The following is an 18,310-nucleotide window of genomic DNA, read 5'->3' as shown; positions in this document are numbered from 1 at the left end:
GGCTGAGATTATTGTTTTCCGAGAGTGACAAAAGCTGTTCATGAGCGATCGCCCACTATGGATGAAAGAAACCATTCTGTTTTCTTAGGAGCGATCGCCCACTATGGATGAAAGAAACCATTCTGTTTTCTTAGGAGAGGGATTAGACGCGCATCAGCTTAGACTTCTAAACGCCACCCTCTTATTTGGAGGGTTTTCTTATGTAGAAAAATTATTGGATAAATTTAAACCCTAGAGACAGTGGGAATTAGTACAGTAATTTAAGTCGAAACAATTTTTGTATTTAATTTTTAAATTTTAAAAAGCTGGAGTCCGTCAGATTGATAGGAGTGAGTTCATGAGTTTCCGTGATGAGTTTAAACTGCTGCTACGCGCCCGCTATCCCTTAATTTATATTCCTACATACGAAGAGGAGCGGGTAGAAGCAGCTATTCGGGAAGAAGCAACTAACCAGGGTAATCGCCCGGTGTATACTTGGGATTTTGTCGATGGCTACCAGGGAAACCCCAATGATGTTGGGTTTGGGCGGCGTAACCCGTTGCAAGCTTTGGAATTCATCGAAAAATTACCAGCTTCGGCACCTGCGGTATTGATTTTACGAGATTATCATCGCTTTTTGGATGATGTGGCGATCGCTCGCAAACTCCGCAATCTCGCCCGACTCCTGAAGTCGCAACCCAAAAATATTGTCCTCCTGTCGCCACGCATCGCCATTCCTGACGATTTAACGGAAGTTCTCACAGTCGTGGAGTTTCCTTTACCCGCCGCCCCAGAAATAAAAACTGAGATCGAACGCTTATTACAAAGTACTGGTAATTCCCTTTCTGGAAAAGTTTTAGATGACTTGGTGCGCTCTTGTCAAGGACTTTCGATGGAACGGATTCGCCGGGTTTTGGCAAAAGCGATCGCTACCCACGGAGAATTACAGCCAGAAGATGTGGATCTGGTTTTGGAGGAAAAGCGCCAAACTATCCGCCAAACCCAAATCCTGGACTTCTGCCCCGCCACTGAGCAAATTTCTGATATCGGCGGACTGGATAACCTGAAAGATTGGCTGATTCGCCGGGGAGGCTCCTTTAGTGATAAAGCGCGACAGTACGGATTACCGCACCCCCGTGGTTTAATGTTGGTGGGTATTCAGGGAACTGGGAAATCGTTAACGGCAAAAGCGATCGCTCATCACTGGCATTTACCTCTGTTACGTTTGGATGTGGGGCGGTTATTTGGTGGTTTGGTGGGTGAATCAGAATCTCGCACCCGCCAAATGATTCAGGTAGCTGAAGCCTTAGCCCCGTGTATTTTATGGATTGATGAAATAGATAAAGCCTTTTCCGGGCTGGGTAGCAAAGGTGATGCGGGTACTACCAGCCGGGTGTTTGGCACATTTATTAACTGGCTAGCCGAAAAAACCTCACCGGTGTTTGTCGTCGCCACCGCTAACGATATCCAATCTCTACCGCCGGAAATGCTCAGGAAAGGGCGATTTGATGAAATTTTCTTTGTGGGTTTACCTACCCAAGAAGAGAGAAAAGCAATTTTTAATGTTCATTTATCCCGACTGCGCCCCCACAACTTGAAAAGTTATGACATCGACAGGTTAGCCTACGAGACACCCGATTTTTCTGGGGCAGAAATTGAGCAAACTTTAATTGAAGCGATGCATATTGGATTTAGCCAAAATCGTGATTTTACTAAGGATGATATTTTAGAGGCCGCCAGTCAAATCATACCTTTGGCACGAACTGCTGTGGAGCAAATTCAGCAACTCCAAGAATGGGCGGCTGCGGGGAGAGCGCGTTTAGCATCGAAACATAGCCCTTTGAGCGATAGCTTCGGTAAGTTACGTTAAGGGATTCAACGGCAGAATAATGGATTAGTCAAGAGTTTAGGGTCAATATTCTACAGTATATTGTCAATAGTTAATCATGAATTATCATAGACTATTGATTCTTATACCGATGGGTTAAATTGATTCTCTATTTGTAGCCCTTGACTCTTGACCTTTGACTCTTGATAATCAGGTTTTAATTATGTTCTCTGGCTTAATAAAGTTTTTACTTGGGTTTTTCTTAGCGATCGCTGTATTAATCGGTGGCGGTGTTGCAGTTGGACTTTATTTCATGAATCGCACCGGCATACCCCCAGCTAAACCCGTTTTTTCCAATGATAGTCCCTCGGTGAAAGCCCAAGCCCCCAAAGGAACCGAGGCTGGAGATAAACCTACCCTGACACATAGTACCCAGTCTCAATCGTCTCCAAATTCAACCTCCACTCCTACCCCCGCTGAATCACCTAAACCTACTCCCACCCCATCGACAAAACCTTTGCCATCAGGAGCTTACCGAGGGCGTGTTAGTTGGGCTGAAGGCTTGAGTTTGCGAAAAGAACCAAATCAGGATGCTGAGCGAATTGGTGGGGTTGGTTTTAATCAAAAAATTATTATCTTGGAAGAAAGCCAAGATAAAGCTTGGCAAAAGATCCGTTTGGAAGATAGCGAACAAGAAGGTTGGGTGAAAGCAGGTAATACTGAAAAAGTTGATGAACAATAAGTAAGTTGGTGCAATTAAAGTTAATTAGATTGGGCTGTCATTTGTCCTTTGTCCTTGAAGTTTTATTCACGTCTTATTGGTAAAATCCTGACCCTAGATTGGGCTTTGTCAATGGTAACTAAAGCACCATCAGAGTGAATTGCACGTTTCAATCCCTAATAGGGAGTTAATGAAATTTCAACAACTACATTCCACCAAGAGATGAACAAGGTAAACGTTTCAATCCCTAATAGGGAGTTAATGAAATTTCAACTCAAAGTTAGACCCATTTTTGTTACTGCGGAATGTTTCAATCCCTAATAGGGAGTTAATGAAATTTCAACTCCTTCCTGCGGGAATGAGATGGAAGGTAACAGGATTACGTTTCAATCCCTAATAGGGAGTTAATGAAATTTCAACTTTGTATATTTAGATTTAGTTGTTCTTGAAATCGTTGGTTTCAATCCCTAATAGGGAGTTAATGAAATTTCAACTCCAATGTAAATCACCTTTATGTCTGGTACTTTCAGTTTCAATCCCTAATAGGGAGTTAATGAAATTTCAACTATGAAAACTCACAGGAGAGCGATCGCATTATATGTTTCAATCCCTAATAGGGAGTTAATGAAATTTCAACATCTCCTGAATAGGGGGGCAGTGTTCCCGTTATCGGTTTCAATCCCTAATAGGGAGTTAATGAAATTTCAACAGCGCGATCTCCAGTTCCTCCTTATCGGCTTGTTCCATGTTTCAATCCCTAATAGGGAGTTAATGAAATTTCAACAATGCCTCTGTTTCGGGGATTGCTCAATCCTGTAATCGGTTTCAATCCCTAATAGGGAGTTAATGAAATTTCAACTCTCATCACAAAGCTTTTGAGTTAGGCAAAAAAGAAGCAGTTTCAATCCCTAATAGGGAGTTAATGAAATTTCAACGGAACTGAGTAATGTTAAGGCAGTAAGTTGGATTTACGTTTCAATCCCTAATAGGGAGTTAATGAAATTTCAACAATAATACAGCGTGACATAGCTTTAAATCGTTTCGTTTCAATCCCTAATAGGGAGTTAATGAAATTTCAACCATTGCAGCGTGTTGCCAGCACCAAGATAGATTTTGTTTCAATCCCTAATAGGGAGTTAATGAAATTTCAACACCGATTGCTTCACCAGTTCTTACACCAGTAAGAGTTTCAATCCCTAATAGGGAGTTAATGAAATTTCAACGCAATGGATTGGGATTACTCATTGCCAGTAGAGCCGTTTCAATCCCTAATAGGGAGTTAATGAAATTTCAACACTTGGGTAATCTGCAAGGTGGCTCAATTCCTTGGTTTCAATCCCTAATAGGGAGTTAATGAAATTTCAACCTCCTATGATGATTATTGTAACATTAATCATCAGTTTCAATCCCTAATAGGGAGTTAATGAAATTTCAACACTATCCCAAAGCACTGCGAATAGTGATGGCAAAAATGCTGTTTCAATCCCTAATAGGGAGTTAATGAAATTTCAACTTGAGGATGCGGCAAGTGCTTAGTTTTGCCGTTGATGTTTCAATCCCTAATAGGGAGTTAATGAAATTTCAACCTTGTTGAACATAAATTCAACCGTCTTCGTGGGCTAATAAGTTTCAATCCCTAATAGGGAGTTAATGAAATTTCAACGTAGGAAGTATTCAAATCGAGGGTAATAGTATTCTTTCTGAGGTTTCAATCCCTAATAGGGAGTTAATGAAATTTCAACACCCCAAAAATCTTCCCATTTACAGCTTTGGGAAATGTTTCAATCCCTAATAGGGAGTTAATGAAATTTCAACGCGACAAATCACCTAAGCACGACTTCAGCGTGGGAGTTTCAATCCCTAATAGGGAGTTAATGAAATTTCAACGTTTAGCCATCGTACTAGATACTTGAACTGCTACGTTTCAATCCCTAATAGGGAGTTAATGAAATTTCAACTGATATCCAGTAGAGTGATTTAATTATTCCGCCAGTTGTTTCAATCCCTAATAGGGAGTTAATGAAATTTCAACGTTAGGGTGAATAGCCAAAGCCCGATTACTGGAGGTAATATGTTTCAATCCCTAATAGGGAGTTAATGAAATTTCAACTGCGGTAGTCTAAAACACAGTCTGTATTTGGTTTTCAAGGTTCTGTTGCGCGGATGGGCTGATCGTAACATAGAAAATTGAGATTGAGTATTAGGGAAATGGCTAAAACCTAGTCTGTGTAAGGTGCGCGGGTACTTTAGAAAATATTTATCCCACAAGTCTTGCTCCAGAAGGATTTGAAGCTTCTTTCCCCAAGTCTAGTTTTTAACACCTACCCATCCGCGCATTATTCGGCAAAGAAAATTGAATCGTCGCGGACTGGTTCCCCGCCTATACGTTCAACTTTAACAAAACAGCAAGCGCAGAGGAAATAAAAGCGGATACTATCAGTGTCAGGTTTAATCAGCTTGTACAAGCGCGATCGCAGTTTTGCATATTGAGTATCACTTAGTTGGCATTCAAACACACTATACTGTACCCATTGTCCATAGGATTTGAGAATATTATGGATTTTGGTACGGCGCTTATCTTCGGAGATGTCGTAGGATACCAAGACATTCATCGTTATTTTTGACCTCCATTACCTACTTCAAAACCAGTGGCGGATATTTCTCGATTTCGCCCATCAAATATTTCGCCAATAATCGGGCTTGAATTTCAAAGGCTTCTTGATAAGTACATTTGCGTCCTAGTACAGGATGTTTAAACTCGGATTGTTTCTTTTGTCCATATTGCTGCAAAAATCTTTTTCGTCCTTCTGGAGTCAGAGAAACGGCTCCACTCAGGGGTTCTGTGAGAAAATCTGCTGTTGTTAACAACTGTTTATTTAATGTAGACAAAACCACTGCATCTACTACTAAGGGGCGAAATTCTTCCATTAAATCCAAGGCTAATGATGGTCTACCATAGCGATCGCAGTGTAAATATCCTAAATATGGATCGAAACCTGCAATATTGACTGCGCTTTGAATGTCGTGCCGTAATAATGCATAGCCAAAGCTGAGTAAAGAGTTAACCGGATCGGTTGGGGGACGGCGGACACGAGTGTTAAACGAGAATTCTGTAGTCCGAATGAGTTGGTTGAAGCAGCCAAAATAAGCGGCACTCCCAGCACCTTCTAAGCCGCGAAGTGAATTAATATTGTTAGTGGTATCAATTGGGGCGATGGCGTTTTCTAAACGTGTTACATTCACAGATAAATCTAAACCTGGGGATTCACGTTGACGGCGGTTAAGGAGATTACGATAGTTTTTCAGTTTCCCGCGCACAAAGCTTTGTACTACATGAATTGCTTGCGCTGATTCACCTGCTGCTTGCCATTGGGCTTTACGCACAAAGATATTTTTGGTAACTTCTGGTTCTATCCTTCCCAAATAACGACCATTTTCTGTGAGAAAAGTCAGAGGTATATGCCGATCGAGTAGTTCAGATATGGCGGCTGGCGAAACAGTAGCGCGTCCTAAAACTACAACCCCATCTACTTTAATTAGTGGGACATCTAAAATCGTCTTTTTATCAAATTTGACGTGGAGTCGTTCATCTACCTTACCGATAAAAGCATCTTCTTGAGTGACGTATACTGTACCCATAGTTACATCCTAAATTAATTGTTAGGTCTTTTAGACGCGATGAATCGCGTCTCTACAATGAATGAATAATTTTGCGCTTCAATGAATGATATTGACGTATAAATTCTGTTTGACTTCTGTTAGCGCAGCGGGGCGTAGGGCGTGTTTTCAAAGTCTTAGATCCCCCCAACCCCCCTTAAAAAAGGGGGGCAAAAACTTATTAAAGTCTCCCTTAAAAAGGGGGATTTAGGGGGATCTAAAAAGTTAGGAGACTAAACGAGTAGTTTAAAAACACGCCCTAGCCCATTCTGAATTCTGAATTCTTAATAATTGCCTTCTTGATAGCGTCCTACTTTTTCTACAGCTTGAGGTAAACAGTGTGAATATAAACTGCATCCTTCACAGCGTTTTGATTTGATAGCTTTGGGCATTGCACCTGTAAAGAGTAGTGTTTGCACAGCTTCAATTGTGGCGATCGCACTTTGACGCAATTCTTGCGAAATCTCGACTAGTTGACGTTTATGGGAGTGTGCATAGTAGATATAGCCAGTATTAATAGTTTTACCTGTCATATCTTCTAAACATAATGCTTGAGCGCAGACTTGCAATTCATCGTTATCCCATTCGCCTTTACGCCCTCGTTTATACTCTACTGGATACCACTCACCGTTTTCTGATTCAATTAAATCTGATTTGCCGATGAGGCTGTATTTATCAGATTTCAACCAAATCGCCCTTATTTGCCAAATTTCCTCGCGATTTCCTTCGCCAGTTGTATGAACGCGATCGTGTAAACTTGTGCCTTCAATTGTGTATTGATTATCAATAAATTCTCCTGCACAAAACATTCGCCAGCAGCGATGCGAACAGTAGCTATATTGATTTAAAGCCGCAATCGGAATGTAATCACTTTCATTCATATCTTTAAGTAACTATTTCAAAATCCAAAATCTAAAATTTTATACTCGGCGTACCATTCCCATTCCCATCGTTGTTTTACGCCCCAATCCTGCATATAATACAAAATTAGCTAAAGTATTAATTTGCTTAATTGCCAGGGTTTCAACATCTCCCAAAATTCGATAGCTAATGTTGCCAACACAACCGATAAACTTACTTTCATAGTTACTGATAACTTCCGTATTAATATCAAAAGCACTGGGATAAATTGATTCAAGGGCGACACTAGATATTTCAATTCCGCTGTATTTATTCCAACGACTCAAAAGGCTATTGAATACAGATTCTTTGATAGGAAGGACATTATCATATGCACCTTGACGAAATGATACAGGTGTAGCGAAGGTTAAATTTAGGGTGCGATCGCTATCTGATGCTTGATCGTACAATTGTGAATAGGTGCAAGCATTAGCCCAAGGTTGGATTGATTGGGGCGTACCTTGAATACTGGTAATATACAAGTTTGCGGAACCTAAATGCCAAGGGCGATCGGGGTTTAAATTTAGCCAAAGTCCAGTTAATTTACTAAACAAAGTGTCATCAAGTAGGGAAATACGCCACCAGCAGGGAGTACCAGGCGGGATGGGTTTTTGATGACTAAATTGCAAAGTGTGGTAATTTTGCTTATGTTGTCGTTGTATTTGCAACGGTGAGAGAGTGAAGGCTTTATCTGCGTTAGAGGAGTGCAGATACTCTGCCAAGCTGGAATCAACAGAACTGATGAGAGTGAGAAATAGTGCGTGGTAGTGTCTCCCAGTCAGGAATTCCGGGTAAATGGGAGATTGGGGAATGAGGTTAAGGACGAGACTGTGAGGCATATTTTTTCAGCTTTTTTGTAGACTGAGAGCTGCTTCAAGTAAGACTTGAATTAGGCAAATGTTACTCTACTTTTAGTAGGTGCGATACCTACGGTAAGCTGCGCTAATGCACAAGGAGAAAGACAGATGAGAATTGATGATTATAATGCGGCAAAAGCACTGACTGAAAAATTAAAACAGAGTCTACCAGCTAAAGTAAAAGCTGGCAAAGAGTTTCTCAAGACATTAAAGCAAAAAGGAGTAAACGCCGATCCAGACAGAGAATTTGAAATTGATTTCGTTGGCTATTCAGGAGATGAAGGCGGGATTATGTGCGGACTAAAAGATCCAAATAATCCCGAAAGTGAAGAAAAATATGTTTCTTCTATTACTCATCTAAAAATTGACTCTAATCATCCTCTAGCGGCTGAAGTGCAGACTTACCAACGCCAGCGGATACGTAAGTTAATGTTGCAAGATTCCAGAGGTTTTAAAGCCGAGTTAATGACGATAGAGCCTCGAAAAAATAAAACCCGTAGTAAAGGCTTTGGAAAGTAATTAACTCCGAAAACGATATTCCAGCCGAACTGGAATTTTTAAGTTTTGAATGCCATCAAATTGATAGTATTGACCTCGCATTTGGACATTCTGAATTAAGCTAACTGGAGGCATATTCACAACATCATAGCTAATCACTTGATTAATGAACATCACATCTAAAGGATTTAATGGATGTGTACAAGTGAATATACCTTCAGTAATTTTATGTTTTGGTAATTGTTCAACTGTCACTTCAGCTTTACTCATCCATTTACCCAAGCGAATCCACTTTGGTAATTTAAGTTCTTTTTGAGATATAACAAAAAACTCAAATCTACTTTCAGGCGCTAATTCACGGATACGTCCAAATGTTGGGATATTTTTGCTGATTTTATCCATTTTGACATGGTAAGAGAGGTTAGCAAATTTATAAGTGTGCGTCACATAAGCAGAATTTAAAGGACGTGCAGGTGTAATATAAATACCTTGCTGATTGAGAGGTTCTAACTCTCTTTCGTAATGCGGTATATGTTCTGCATCGTAATAGCTGCTTTTTGCTAAACCAAGAGCGTAAGTCAGAGCATAGTTATGTAAGTATTGCTCTGTTACATAAAGTCTACCTAATTCACGAGTAGCAAAATACAATGGGTCTTGTAAGGTAATGAGAAGACAGTAAATGTGCATACATTATGCTTCCTCATCTTCAGCCGTCTTATTTTTATTCCTTCTACTTCTGCTGCTAGTGTTGCTATTTTCTGGATTTTCTTCTTTAAGAACACCCACTGCTTTTGCATAATTTAAAGTCTCTTCTGTCAATGAATTCATCCATTGTTGGAAACTAGCCTCATCTGCAAGAATAGATTGAGCTTCATTTTGAAGAGATACAAGAGCTTCTTTTGCAATTAATTCATAAAAAACTCCGTCTTCTTGAATTAATTCATTCACAGCTTGTTCGGTAGCTTCTTTGAGAGAATCAAGTCCATAAGGAGGTAAGACATCTCCGATAATGTCGTAAATTTTTTGAGTTAAGCGCAGGTTGCTGAAAATTTCGCCATCAGCAAATATTATTGCTACAACCTTATTTCGCATCTGTCCAGTGCGTGTAGTTTGGGCACCGTAACGTTTAGTACGGTACAAATTATTTAACAGATATAAAAAAGTATTTGGTGTTGGATCGCGTAATGTAACTACGCTGGGAAAAGGAACTTCTGGTAAAACATGGTCTTGTTCACTGAAACGGTTAGTAGTGTCCGTTCCTTGCGTCATAGTTCCATCTTCGTAGGGTGCATTCAGCGTAAAAGTTCCGTGGGACTCTTCATATTTAGGAACAGCGTAAGCTGAATCTATAAAAACTTTGGATTTCTCCGAACCAGAATTATCTGCACCACCTTTACCCACAGCATAACCGTAAATAACACAATCAGGACAAACTCCACAAGGATTTTCATTGTAAGCGCAGTCTTTTTTATGTTGGGTTTTTATGTAGTTGTAAACTTCATAACGCCGCAATAGTTCACGCCCTGTTAAGCGTTCAGGAGTAGTTTGTTTACGTTTAAAAAGGACTAAACGACTAATTACTTGTGAATTATTAATTCCTGCTCTAACTCTAGCTACATTTAATTCTCCATCAGTTTTAAATACTGCATAAGAATCAGTTTCTCGCAGAATTACAAAGTGAGCATATTTGGCTCCAGGAATGCGAGGAATAGATTCTTGAAAATGTTTTTTGTACTGCTCAAACATTAATTTGACTCCTTATTTTCTGATTTTTGTGCTTTTTCTTCAGGTTTTTTGATGTACTGTTTTATATACCAAGCTTCCGCCGCATGACGAATAAGATTGATATTTTGTCTGAGAAGCGATCTCTCTGCCCTGCAATAGTTCTTAAATACTTCTTTGACAAAGTATTGGGCAAAGTCTTCAATAAGAGCTTGACGCTGGCTTTTATCCTTCACAGCTTCCGATGGGATATAACCTTCATTATTGTTATTTAGTACACCATCTACTAGAGAAAACAAGTAACCTTGTATCATTAGTTGCAGATCATCTTCAGAAGTATTGGGCTGACTTTCCAAGATAACTTTTGCTGCTATGTTTAAAGGTCGAAGTCTTGTGTAAGCCGAGGAATTTTTACCTGAAGCTCGATAAAAACGAGCATATTTATTCACTAATGCTTCAATCATTTTCATAGGGCTATTGCATTGGTAATAATCAATCAAAATTTGGTAATAATTCAACAATTTTGTAGAAACAATAATTGATGGATCATTCAGTTGAGTTGTTTTTTTCTTGCGCTCCTCCTTTTTAATATTTTCAAGTATCCGCTCTGCATAATGGAACACATACAAAGGGCTAGTATCCAAAGATTGAGAAACATTATTTAAAGCATTCCAAACAGGAAAATTTTTACTGTCACGGTATGCTTGGGATGTTAGAGCATACACAGAGAACGCAGCAGGAATAGCATTTGTTAACTCATCTAGACGGAAACTAGATTTTCTGATGCTGTGTTGCCAATAGGTATGTACACCATCCAAAACCGCAGTTTCTTTAAAATCCGCTCCTGAGTCGTATGGTGGAAGAGTTGAACGACTAGCAACTACTTTAACCCCAAAGGCTAAAGGTGCAATTAGCGTTAATAGTGCTGGTATATGCCATACCTCTGTATCAGTTGGTTTCTTAAATAATGCTGGAATTCCTAAAAGATAATAGCCGTGCATTTGTCCTTCTAGATATTCCACTTTTTCTAGTCGTCGCTTCTCATTTTCTTTGGAATCAGTACCTACCCTAAAAACATCTGCACGAGGTATATATTTAGGGTTATAGCTATGTTTAGCTAATTCTTTATCTAAATCAGAAAATACATTTTGAGCAAAGCTTTTATAGGCTCGATTCATTATAAGAGCCGTTTCTGGTGTGAAGTAATAATCTGGGTAAAGGTGCAGGTAAACAATATCATCATCTGCTTCTAAAGTCCGGTGTAAAGAATAACTGCGAAGTAGTTTTTCTACTTGACAGACTGTACAAATGCCACGTAAAGACTCCTTAGAAAGGCTAGTCACTCGCTTGTTAGTATAACTAGAAAATTCCTCTCGTACATCAAAGGCACTATTACAAACAGCACATATTGGTTCACGTTTGCGATTGGCTTTATTACGATGGTAACGATTTAACTCTTTTTCAAAATCATGTTGTTTATCACTATCGCTAATATCTAATACTTGAGCAATATAAGCATCAAGAAAAGCAAACGCTGTTAATTGTTCTGGTTTACCCCATTCTGTGATAACTTGGCGGATAGCTTTTATCATTAAATTTTCAAGTTCAGCATCATTTAAGCTGCCATTTTTACCGATATAATGACCAGCTAAAAAATACCAACCATGAGGTACACCACCAAGAGCAGGTATGCGCTGTAAAGCTTCTACATATTCGTTCATATCCAAAGCATTAAGTAAAGCTTGGATAGCCTTTTCTTCACTTACTTCATAGTATTCTTTGAGAATGTCTACTAATCCTCTGACTCCTTCTGCTAACCTATCTACCTGTAAATTAGTGGGATAATTCCAATCTAAATTTACTAATTCAGGAAGTAACTTTATTTTTTCTCTTCTCTCGCCAGTTACAGGAGATCGCTTTTCACCAAGTATATTAAAAACCTGACGGATAAGAGTTCCTGCTGCAAGTTCAACATCAGCCACTTCTTTCATATCTGGTTTACAACTGATAATACCTTTGGGTTGACGATAAATTAAACTACCCAAACCCTTAGTAGCAGTTTTTAAGATGTGCGATCGCACTATTCCTGCAAGGTTTGATAAATCTGGTTTCTCACTCTCCTTTAGTGCAAAGTAGGTAATGCCATCAGGGAAAAACAAAAAGGCTATCCATCCAACTTCTCTTGCTTTCTCTAATACTGCATTGTGGATTGTTTGAGTTAATAGTCCTCGGTTTTCTATAGTACGATGATGGCGAATTACATATTTATCTTTTAACCTGCGTCGTACAATTGCCCGAATATTTTCTTGATATAAACTATCTGGACGATGAGCCATAGAAGCTAATAAGTCAGCAAACCGAACAAAGTCAGCTAAATTCATCAAATGTTCAGGAGCTAATTTGATTTCTTGAAAGTTAGCAAAAGTCAGATTTGCTCCTCTTGCATCTTCAGCATTTTGAGCAAGAAAAGCTATGTCTTGCCAATATTCATTGCTAATAAATTTCCATAGTCCTAAAGTATCAGCCCAAACATCAAAATAATGATGGTATTTATCCCCTTCCTTACCATCCATCCGCACGTTACCCAATTGCGTGAGTACAATTTTATTGAGATCGTGCAGAGTAACTGCTGCTAAATATAACCGTTGTTCAAGCTCATCTAAATTTGCTAATTTAACTAGAGTCCAACCACCAACAGCCGCATTTAAAAGGTGTATAGCTAAACTTTGGTCTTTATGTTCAACCAATTTAGTGAGAATCTTGTCTTTTTTATCTGGTTTGGCATTAACAGCTAATTTTTCAGCCGCTTCTAAACTCATTCCCTTAGCTGGCTTGAGGCTGAAGTAATCAAGAATATTGGGAAATACCTTTTCTATCCAATCTCGCAAAACTTTATCTTCAGCCTTATTCAAAGTATCTAATGCTAGAACTACTAATGGAGGCTCTTTTTCCGGTATAACTGGTTTACCATAATCATTAGGCTGTAACCAATCAAAATTATCTATCATTTTTTACTCTCCTGCAAAAAATATTTCATTAGTTTTTTGCCAATACAGAAGACTATCTAAAAGCAGTGCATCTAAACCAAAAGCTACAGGATATTGTTGACGACTCAAATCCAATACTTTATGTAGTTCAAATAACGCAGGTAATCTATAAATACGGCGCAATGCTTTAATATCGTATTTACTAGGGTCTGCAACGCAAGTTGTAAGGGGTAAATACTCAATTTGTTCATTTATTTTTTTAATTTCTCTATGGCGACTCTGGATAAAAAATCCTTTCCTTTCTTGTGCTATGTTGAGATTAAAGCTATCCAAATAATCTGTAAAAGTTACTTCTACAAGTTCATAGCTACTTAAATATTGTGTGATCTGTGCATATAACCCTAAATTATTTTTATAAAAGGGTTCATTTAAATTCTGACTAATTTCTTGGGCTTCATCTTCTGTGATAAGTTTAAAATCTGTTCCTGCAAGTAAACGTAATAAACTAATACTTCTGACTGCATTTGTGTTGGGGTCATTAATCCATATATCTAACTGTCCTGCACCTCTAAAAGTTTCCAAATCCTCAATAATAATTTTGTGTTCTTTGAGTTCATTCAGCCTACACCATTTGGGAGTTGCACCAACAAGCCGTGTGGCTTCTTGAGAATAACGCTCAATCAGAGTTTGATATTGATCCTTTTGTTGACTAAGAAAACAATATCTAATTGTTGAGAGAACACAACCCCAACGGCTTAAATATCCCTGAAATTCTTGAGGTTTTTGATATACTTTCTCCCTAACAGTTTGAAAGAAAGTTTCTCTCTCTACTTCAGCTTTATTGCTATAAAACTCAGAAAATTTATCTTTGACCCAATTTGGAACTAAAGCTATTGCTTGGTAAGTGATAAATCCATCATGTCTTCCTAGTCGGCCTAAACGCTGAATAAATGTTCCAGCATCTAAAGATTCGTAAATTAAAAAATTTATGGCAAAGTCTACACCTACATCAACTGTGGAAGTTGCAATAATCAATTGTTTATTCATTGCATCTTCTCTAATTTTTGCACCAGTAAGACCTGTATTTTCTCCTATGCTTAAGCCCAAATTAGCATTCTCTAAAGTTCTGACTATTCGCTTGGCAGCAAATACACTGTTAGCAATGATAAGCCCTTTAGATTTAGGATATTGAGAAAAGAATTGCTTGATGTATTCTAAATTTTCAAAAACCCAGTTTTCAATTCCCCCATTGTTTTGCTCAGAAGTAACTAAATTTAAATCCACTTCATGTAAAATTCTTCGATGAGTATCACTTCTTTTTAAATCATGCTCATACTCACCCTTAATAATTTTTGGAGTAATTCCTGCTTTATCAAGCACTCTCAATAAAACATTATCTGGGGTAGCAGAAAGAAAAAGAAATTTTGCTGCAAAACGATCTCCTAAACTTGCTCTGTTAAATGCAATACCATCCAGAACATTAGCAATTTGCGGTGCATTAAAAATGTGGAATTCATCAAAGACTATATAGCGGTATTTATTAAACCAAGTTTCAGCTAAACGAGCTTTGTTACCTCCTCTGCGATCATAGTGTAAACGATGAATTAAAGTAAAAATGTCAGGGTTGGTTGCAACTATCTTATTATCATTAGCAAAATTTCTTAATGTTTCCAGCTTATTAAAACCTTCTGCGCTTATATATGAAGCTAATTTAGCTCCTGTGAGTTCTCCTATTTGTAAATTAATATTAAATTCATTTTTCCATTTTCCTATTTGTTTGGCTTGATCGCGAATAAGTTCATTTGTAGGATAGTTAAATAAACCTTGTCCTAATTCACGTTCATAAAATGCTGGCAGAAGAGCAGCTAAAGTTTTACCGTCACCAGTTAGAGCAGTATCAAAGACAACTTGATAATTTTTTATGGCATCCCAAACTTCTTGTTGATGGGTAACAAGTTTAATATGAGAAACTGAAGTTTGGGAATATTTTGACCATGTGGAAAAGAGTTTGATTTTCATAAATTACTCTCAATTCTGAAAAATCTGAGAGAATCTGGCATAGTTACACATACACTAAATTAGTAAGAATCTGCAAAAATATTCCTTATCATCTCCGCACTGTAGGCAATACAAGCTAGTATGTCTTCTTTTTCTATGCTCGGATAAGCTTCAAGAATGGTATCAATTGTTTCTCCTGCGGATAAAAGGTCAAGAATTAAAGAAACCCAAATCCTATGTCCACGAATGCAAGGTTTACCAAAACAAATATTTGGGTCTATAGAAATTCTGGACAGCAAATTCTTATCGGTCATAGTTATTGACCTTACTAGCGGCTTTTTCAGAAAATGGGAGTAGCTGTAACTACCCCCAATATGTGAGAAATATTATTTATGCGATCGCTTTCAGCTTGATGAGCAGTCTATACTCATGCTGTTGACCTTGAATACGGCGTTTATCAAACTGATAACCACGCTTCTTGAGAGTGTGCATAGTTGCAGAAAATCGATGGCTAATTTTTTCTACTAGCTCCTCTGTAGAATGCCAGCAAGCATCTGACATCAGTTGAAGCATCCGATCTTGAAGGTTGTCTTTCATTAGAAATTACCTTGATAGGTTTGCGCCGAAGAAGCCATATCAGTGCTAGCCTATGAGATACCACTCAACATAGGATAGGTGAACTGAAACAGCTTTGTTTCGGTTCTCCTTAATATAGCACTAGAACATTGTCTGTAGTAAATAAGTGATTAAATACGATCTAATCACAAAAATTTTGAACGAGATTTTTTTAAGATGTATACTAAAGAAGCCTTGAGATTCAAACCTAATCCCTATCAGGGATTGAAACTGTAGGAAAGATGTGATCAAGGCATTAATAGAACTCCTAAATCCCTATCAGGGTTTGTTAGCCAGAGTCTTGCTCTGGCTTTTTTATATTCTTTTCAAATACCTTATATTGTGTCCGTAACTGGTTGTTAAAAACTATATTGACACGCAAAATAGAAGTTGACAAGAGAAAATATGTACAAAGTATACGGACATTTTTAATGAGTCGAAAAGGTCAATCTATTACACTGTCGATATCAGAACGTGATAAAGCCGAGCTAGAAGCGATCGCTCGTGAATTCGGTATGATGTGGGGAGAAGACCCTAACATCTCTAAGTTAATTAAAGCGATCGCTCAACGTCAGTTACTCATCGGTAACAATAACGATTGGAAAGAACCACGCATCCGCGCATTACACAGATGTATCAATGCTTTGACAGACATCGGGCAAATTGAACAAGCCCAAATCATTGCAAACTTACTTCTCGAACGCAGCGAATTATCATTACCACTGCGGGGCGAAATCGAACGTTTCTTAGAGAATTTGCCCCCACCTTGGCGCTTAGAAATAGACCGCTATATCTTGCGCGAACAGCCCTTTCAGCTTTCTTATCAAGATGCGAGACAACAAGTACTTAATTTTACCGTTCGCTACGCCAAAGTTACACCCCACGAAAAGCGGGTATATCTTGATTGCTGGTGCGAAGAGACAGAAGGAAACTTTGATATCCCAGAACTGGTTCACAACTGGAGTTTACGATTAGACAGGATTACAGAAGCCGCTGTCATGCCAATTTCTGGTGAGTGGCGATCTAATTTGGCTGAGATAGAAGTGGAAATGCATCTATTTGCAGGTTTGGCTTTTGCCTATCAAGCTAAACAAGAAGACAAGATAAATGAATGGCTACCAGACACGCAACGGGTAAAGCGAGTTGTCAGGCGTGTCTCTAGTACATTTTGGTTCATTCGGGAAGTCATGCAATATGCACCAGATTGTGTGATTGTAGCGCCCAAAAATGTGCAAGTGCTTATACTCGGAAAACTTAAAACTCTCTGCCAGCATTACAAGCTAGAAATTTCTTCTTAAATCAGCAAGAAAAAATGAGTTGTAAAGAATCATACAATAAATAAACATCACACTGGGAAAGTAGTATAATCTTGTATGGTTATAACTTGAAAAAAACAAGTGAAAAGCTATTTAACTGAGCTAGTCTCAGTCTATGAAGCATCCGAAAGCATCATGGTTGTTCCTCTACCAGTTAATTTAAAATTTTGGAATTGGAAAAAGTTATCTAGCAGTGCTGCGATACGTCTTTTATCTGTGGCACTGACTATGGGACTTATCAGTATTACTGGAGAAGCTTTAGCACTTCAGAAAATCGGAAGTAATAGTTCTGAAGTCGCCAATAGCCAAAGATGTTTAAAAAAGTTAGGCTACTTTAACGGTCCAGTGACAGGCAAGTTTGCTAGCTTGACTCAGAATGCTGTCATCAAATTTCAGCAAGCCAAAAAAATACCTGCGGTTGGGTTTATCGGCCCTAGTACTCAAAGAGCTTTGCAACGAGCCTGTCAGAGTAGAACTTCTAGTAGGAATGTAGCTAGATCTAGAAGTCTCTCTAGTCAACAAGTAAAAGAACTGCAACAGCGTTTACGACAGCTAGGCTACTTTAAACCTAATCCTACTGGGAAAGCTGGTCCAATTACCAGACAAGCGATCGCCAAATTTCAACAAGTCAATGGACTAACTCCCAATGGTGTCGCCAATACAGAAATTTTGGCAGCATTACGCAGAGTCTCCAGTGGTGGATATCCGACTCAACAAGCAACTAGAAATTATTTCACTGTGGGCGATCGAGGAGATAATATCAGATTAATTCAAGAGCGTTTGACGCAGTTAGGTTTCTCTAATATTAATCCTGATGGCTATTTCAGCGATTACACTAGGCAATCTGTGATTGCATTCCAGCAATATTCTCGACTTAATTCTACTGGAAATGTCGATTGGCAAACTTGGCAAGCATTAGGATTGAATAGCTCCACTGTCAGCAATTCTGCTGGGGCTAGTCGCTATGTATTACCTCCTAATAATGACTCTGTAGTACCTGTTACCAATGGGAACACATTAGTTGCTGATAATCCCTACAGAGTAATAGTGCCAATTTCCAGTAATGATACTCTGAGTAAAGTGCAACAATATATACCTAGTGCTGTGACTGAGCAATCTAGTCTGGGAGATTATGTGAATGCTGGAGCATTTAACGATCGCAAACAAGCAGAAAACCTAACGAAAATGCTCCGCTCCTATGGTCTGGATGCACGGGTAAAATACAATTGAAC

Annotated in this window: 15 protein-coding genes and 1 CRISPR repeat array; of the genes, 5 read left to right on the top strand and 10 right to left on the bottom strand. The window is 38.6% G+C overall.

The window, feature by feature from the left end; translation table 11 throughout:
• Positions 1-337 precede the first annotated feature (337 nt).
• Together ACFG4S_RS14500 and ACFG4S_RS14495 are read left to right on the top strand one after the other, a co-directional pair.
• Entirely contained in the window at positions 338-1,849 is a 1,512-nt protein-coding gene (locus ACFG4S_RS14500; RefSeq protein WP_392535455.1) for an AAA family ATPase, read from the top strand.
• A 181-nt stretch (positions 1,850-2,030) separates the two neighbouring features.
• Positions 2,031-2,549 carry an SH3 domain-containing protein gene (locus tag ACFG4S_RS14495; protein WP_392535454.1) on the top strand — a complete coding sequence of 173 codons (519 nt, stop codon included), beginning with the start codon at positions 2,031-2,033 and terminating at the stop codon, positions 2,547-2,549.
• A 145-nt stretch (positions 2,550-2,694) separates the two neighbouring features.
• A CRISPR array of direct repeats spans positions 2,695-4,638; the repeat unit is 37 nt; unit sequence GTTTCAATCCCTAATAGGGAGTTAATGAAATTTCAAC.
• A gap of 226 nt (positions 4,639-4,864) precedes the next feature.
• On the opposite strand, the gene cas2 is transcribed toward ACFG4S_RS14495, so the two are convergent.
• The 4 genes from cas2 to cas6 all read right to left on the bottom strand — a co-directional run bounded on the left by cas2 (position 4,865) and on the right by cas6 (position 7,924).
• Positions 4,865-5,140, bottom strand: coding sequence for a CRISPR-associated endonuclease Cas2 (gene cas2, locus ACFG4S_RS14490; RefSeq protein WP_392535453.1), 276 nt, complete (start codon positions 5,138-5,140; stop codon positions 4,865-4,867).
• Positions 5,141-5,162: 22 nt separating this feature from the next.
• A complete protein-coding gene (cas1d, locus tag ACFG4S_RS14485) occupies positions 5,163-6,167 on the bottom strand; it encodes a type I-D CRISPR-associated endonuclease Cas1d (protein ID WP_392535452.1) in 1,005 nt (334 codons plus the stop codon).
• Positions 6,168-6,469: 302 nt separating this feature from the next.
• The gene (gene cas4 / locus ACFG4S_RS14480) at positions 6,470-7,066 is read right to left on the bottom strand and encodes a CRISPR-associated protein Cas4 (protein ID WP_392535451.1); all 597 of its coding nucleotides are present in this window, start codon (positions 7,064-7,066) and stop codon (positions 6,470-6,472) included.
• A 39-nt stretch (positions 7,067-7,105) separates the two neighbouring features.
• Entirely contained in the window at positions 7,106-7,924 is an 819-nt protein-coding gene (cas6, locus tag ACFG4S_RS14475; RefSeq protein ID WP_392535450.1) for a CRISPR-associated endoribonuclease Cas6, read from the bottom strand.
• 126 nt (positions 7,925-8,050) lie between these two features.
• On the opposite strand from cas6, the gene ACFG4S_RS14470 reads away from it, so the two are divergent.
• Complete coding sequence (locus tag ACFG4S_RS14470) at positions 8,051-8,461, top strand: hypothetical protein (RefSeq protein WP_392535449.1); 411 nt, start codon at positions 8,051-8,053, stop codon at positions 8,459-8,461.
• Here the strand turns inward: ACFG4S_RS14470 and cas5d are convergent, their stop codons facing one another.
• The 6 genes from cas5d to ACFG4S_RS14440 form a co-directional block, all read right to left on the bottom strand.
• Positions 8,462-9,127, bottom strand: coding sequence for a type I-D CRISPR-associated protein Cas5/Csc1 (gene cas5d / locus ACFG4S_RS14465; RefSeq protein WP_392535448.1), 666 nt, complete (start codon positions 9,125-9,127; stop codon positions 8,462-8,464).
• Positions 9,128-9,130: 3 nt separating this feature from the next.
• Positions 9,131-10,186 carry a type I-D CRISPR-associated protein Cas7/Csc2 gene (gene cas7d / locus ACFG4S_RS14460; RefSeq protein WP_392535447.1) on the bottom strand — a complete coding sequence of 352 codons (1,056 nt, stop codon included), beginning with the start codon at positions 10,184-10,186 and terminating at the stop codon, positions 9,131-9,133.
• On the bottom strand, positions 10,186-13,170 hold the full coding sequence (cas10d, locus tag ACFG4S_RS14455; RefSeq protein ID WP_392535446.1) for a type I-D CRISPR-associated protein Cas10d/Csc3: 2,985 nt from the start codon (positions 13,168-13,170) through the stop codon (positions 10,186-10,188). Before cas10d ends, cas7d begins: the two co-directional genes overlap by 1 nt.
• 3 nt (positions 13,171-13,173) lie before the next feature.
• Positions 13,174-15,168: a type I-D CRISPR-associated helicase Cas3' gene (gene cas3, locus ACFG4S_RS14450; protein WP_392535445.1), complete on the bottom strand. Its 1,995-nt coding sequence runs from the start codon at positions 15,166-15,168 to the stop codon at positions 13,174-13,176.
• Between the two features lie 59 nt (positions 15,169-15,227).
• Positions 15,228-15,461: a DUF433 domain-containing protein gene (locus ACFG4S_RS14445; protein WP_392535444.1), complete on the bottom strand. Its 234-nt coding sequence runs from the start codon at positions 15,459-15,461 to the stop codon at positions 15,228-15,230.
• A 76-nt stretch (positions 15,462-15,537) separates the two neighbouring features.
• Positions 15,538-15,744 (bottom strand): hypothetical protein, encoded by a 207-nt coding sequence (locus tag ACFG4S_RS14440; protein WP_392535443.1) that lies wholly within the window; start codon positions 15,742-15,744, stop codon positions 15,538-15,540.
• Between the two features lie 449 nt (positions 15,745-16,193).
• On the opposite strand from ACFG4S_RS14440, the gene ACFG4S_RS14435 reads away from it, so the two are divergent.
• Both ACFG4S_RS14435 and ACFG4S_RS14430 read left to right on the top strand, forming a co-directional pair.
• Positions 16,194-17,060, top strand: a complete 867-nt coding sequence (locus ACFG4S_RS14435; RefSeq protein ID WP_392535442.1) for a WYL domain-containing protein — start codon at positions 16,194-16,196, stop codon at positions 17,058-17,060.
• Positions 17,061-17,159: 99 nt separating this feature from the next.
• The gene (locus ACFG4S_RS14430; RefSeq protein WP_392535441.1) at positions 17,160-18,308 is read left to right on the top strand and encodes a peptidoglycan-binding protein; all 1,149 of its coding nucleotides are present in this window, start codon (positions 17,160-17,162) and stop codon (positions 18,306-18,308) included.
• Positions 18,309-18,310 lie beyond the last annotated feature (2 nt).

The sequence above is a fragment of the Nostoc sp. C117 genome (genome assembly GCF_043099735.1).
Lineage (GTDB): Bacteria > Cyanobacteriota > Cyanobacteriia > Cyanobacteriales > Nostocaceae > Nostoc.
Note: the sequence above shows the minus strand (reverse complement) of the source record. Positions and strands in the feature narration are given on the sequence as shown.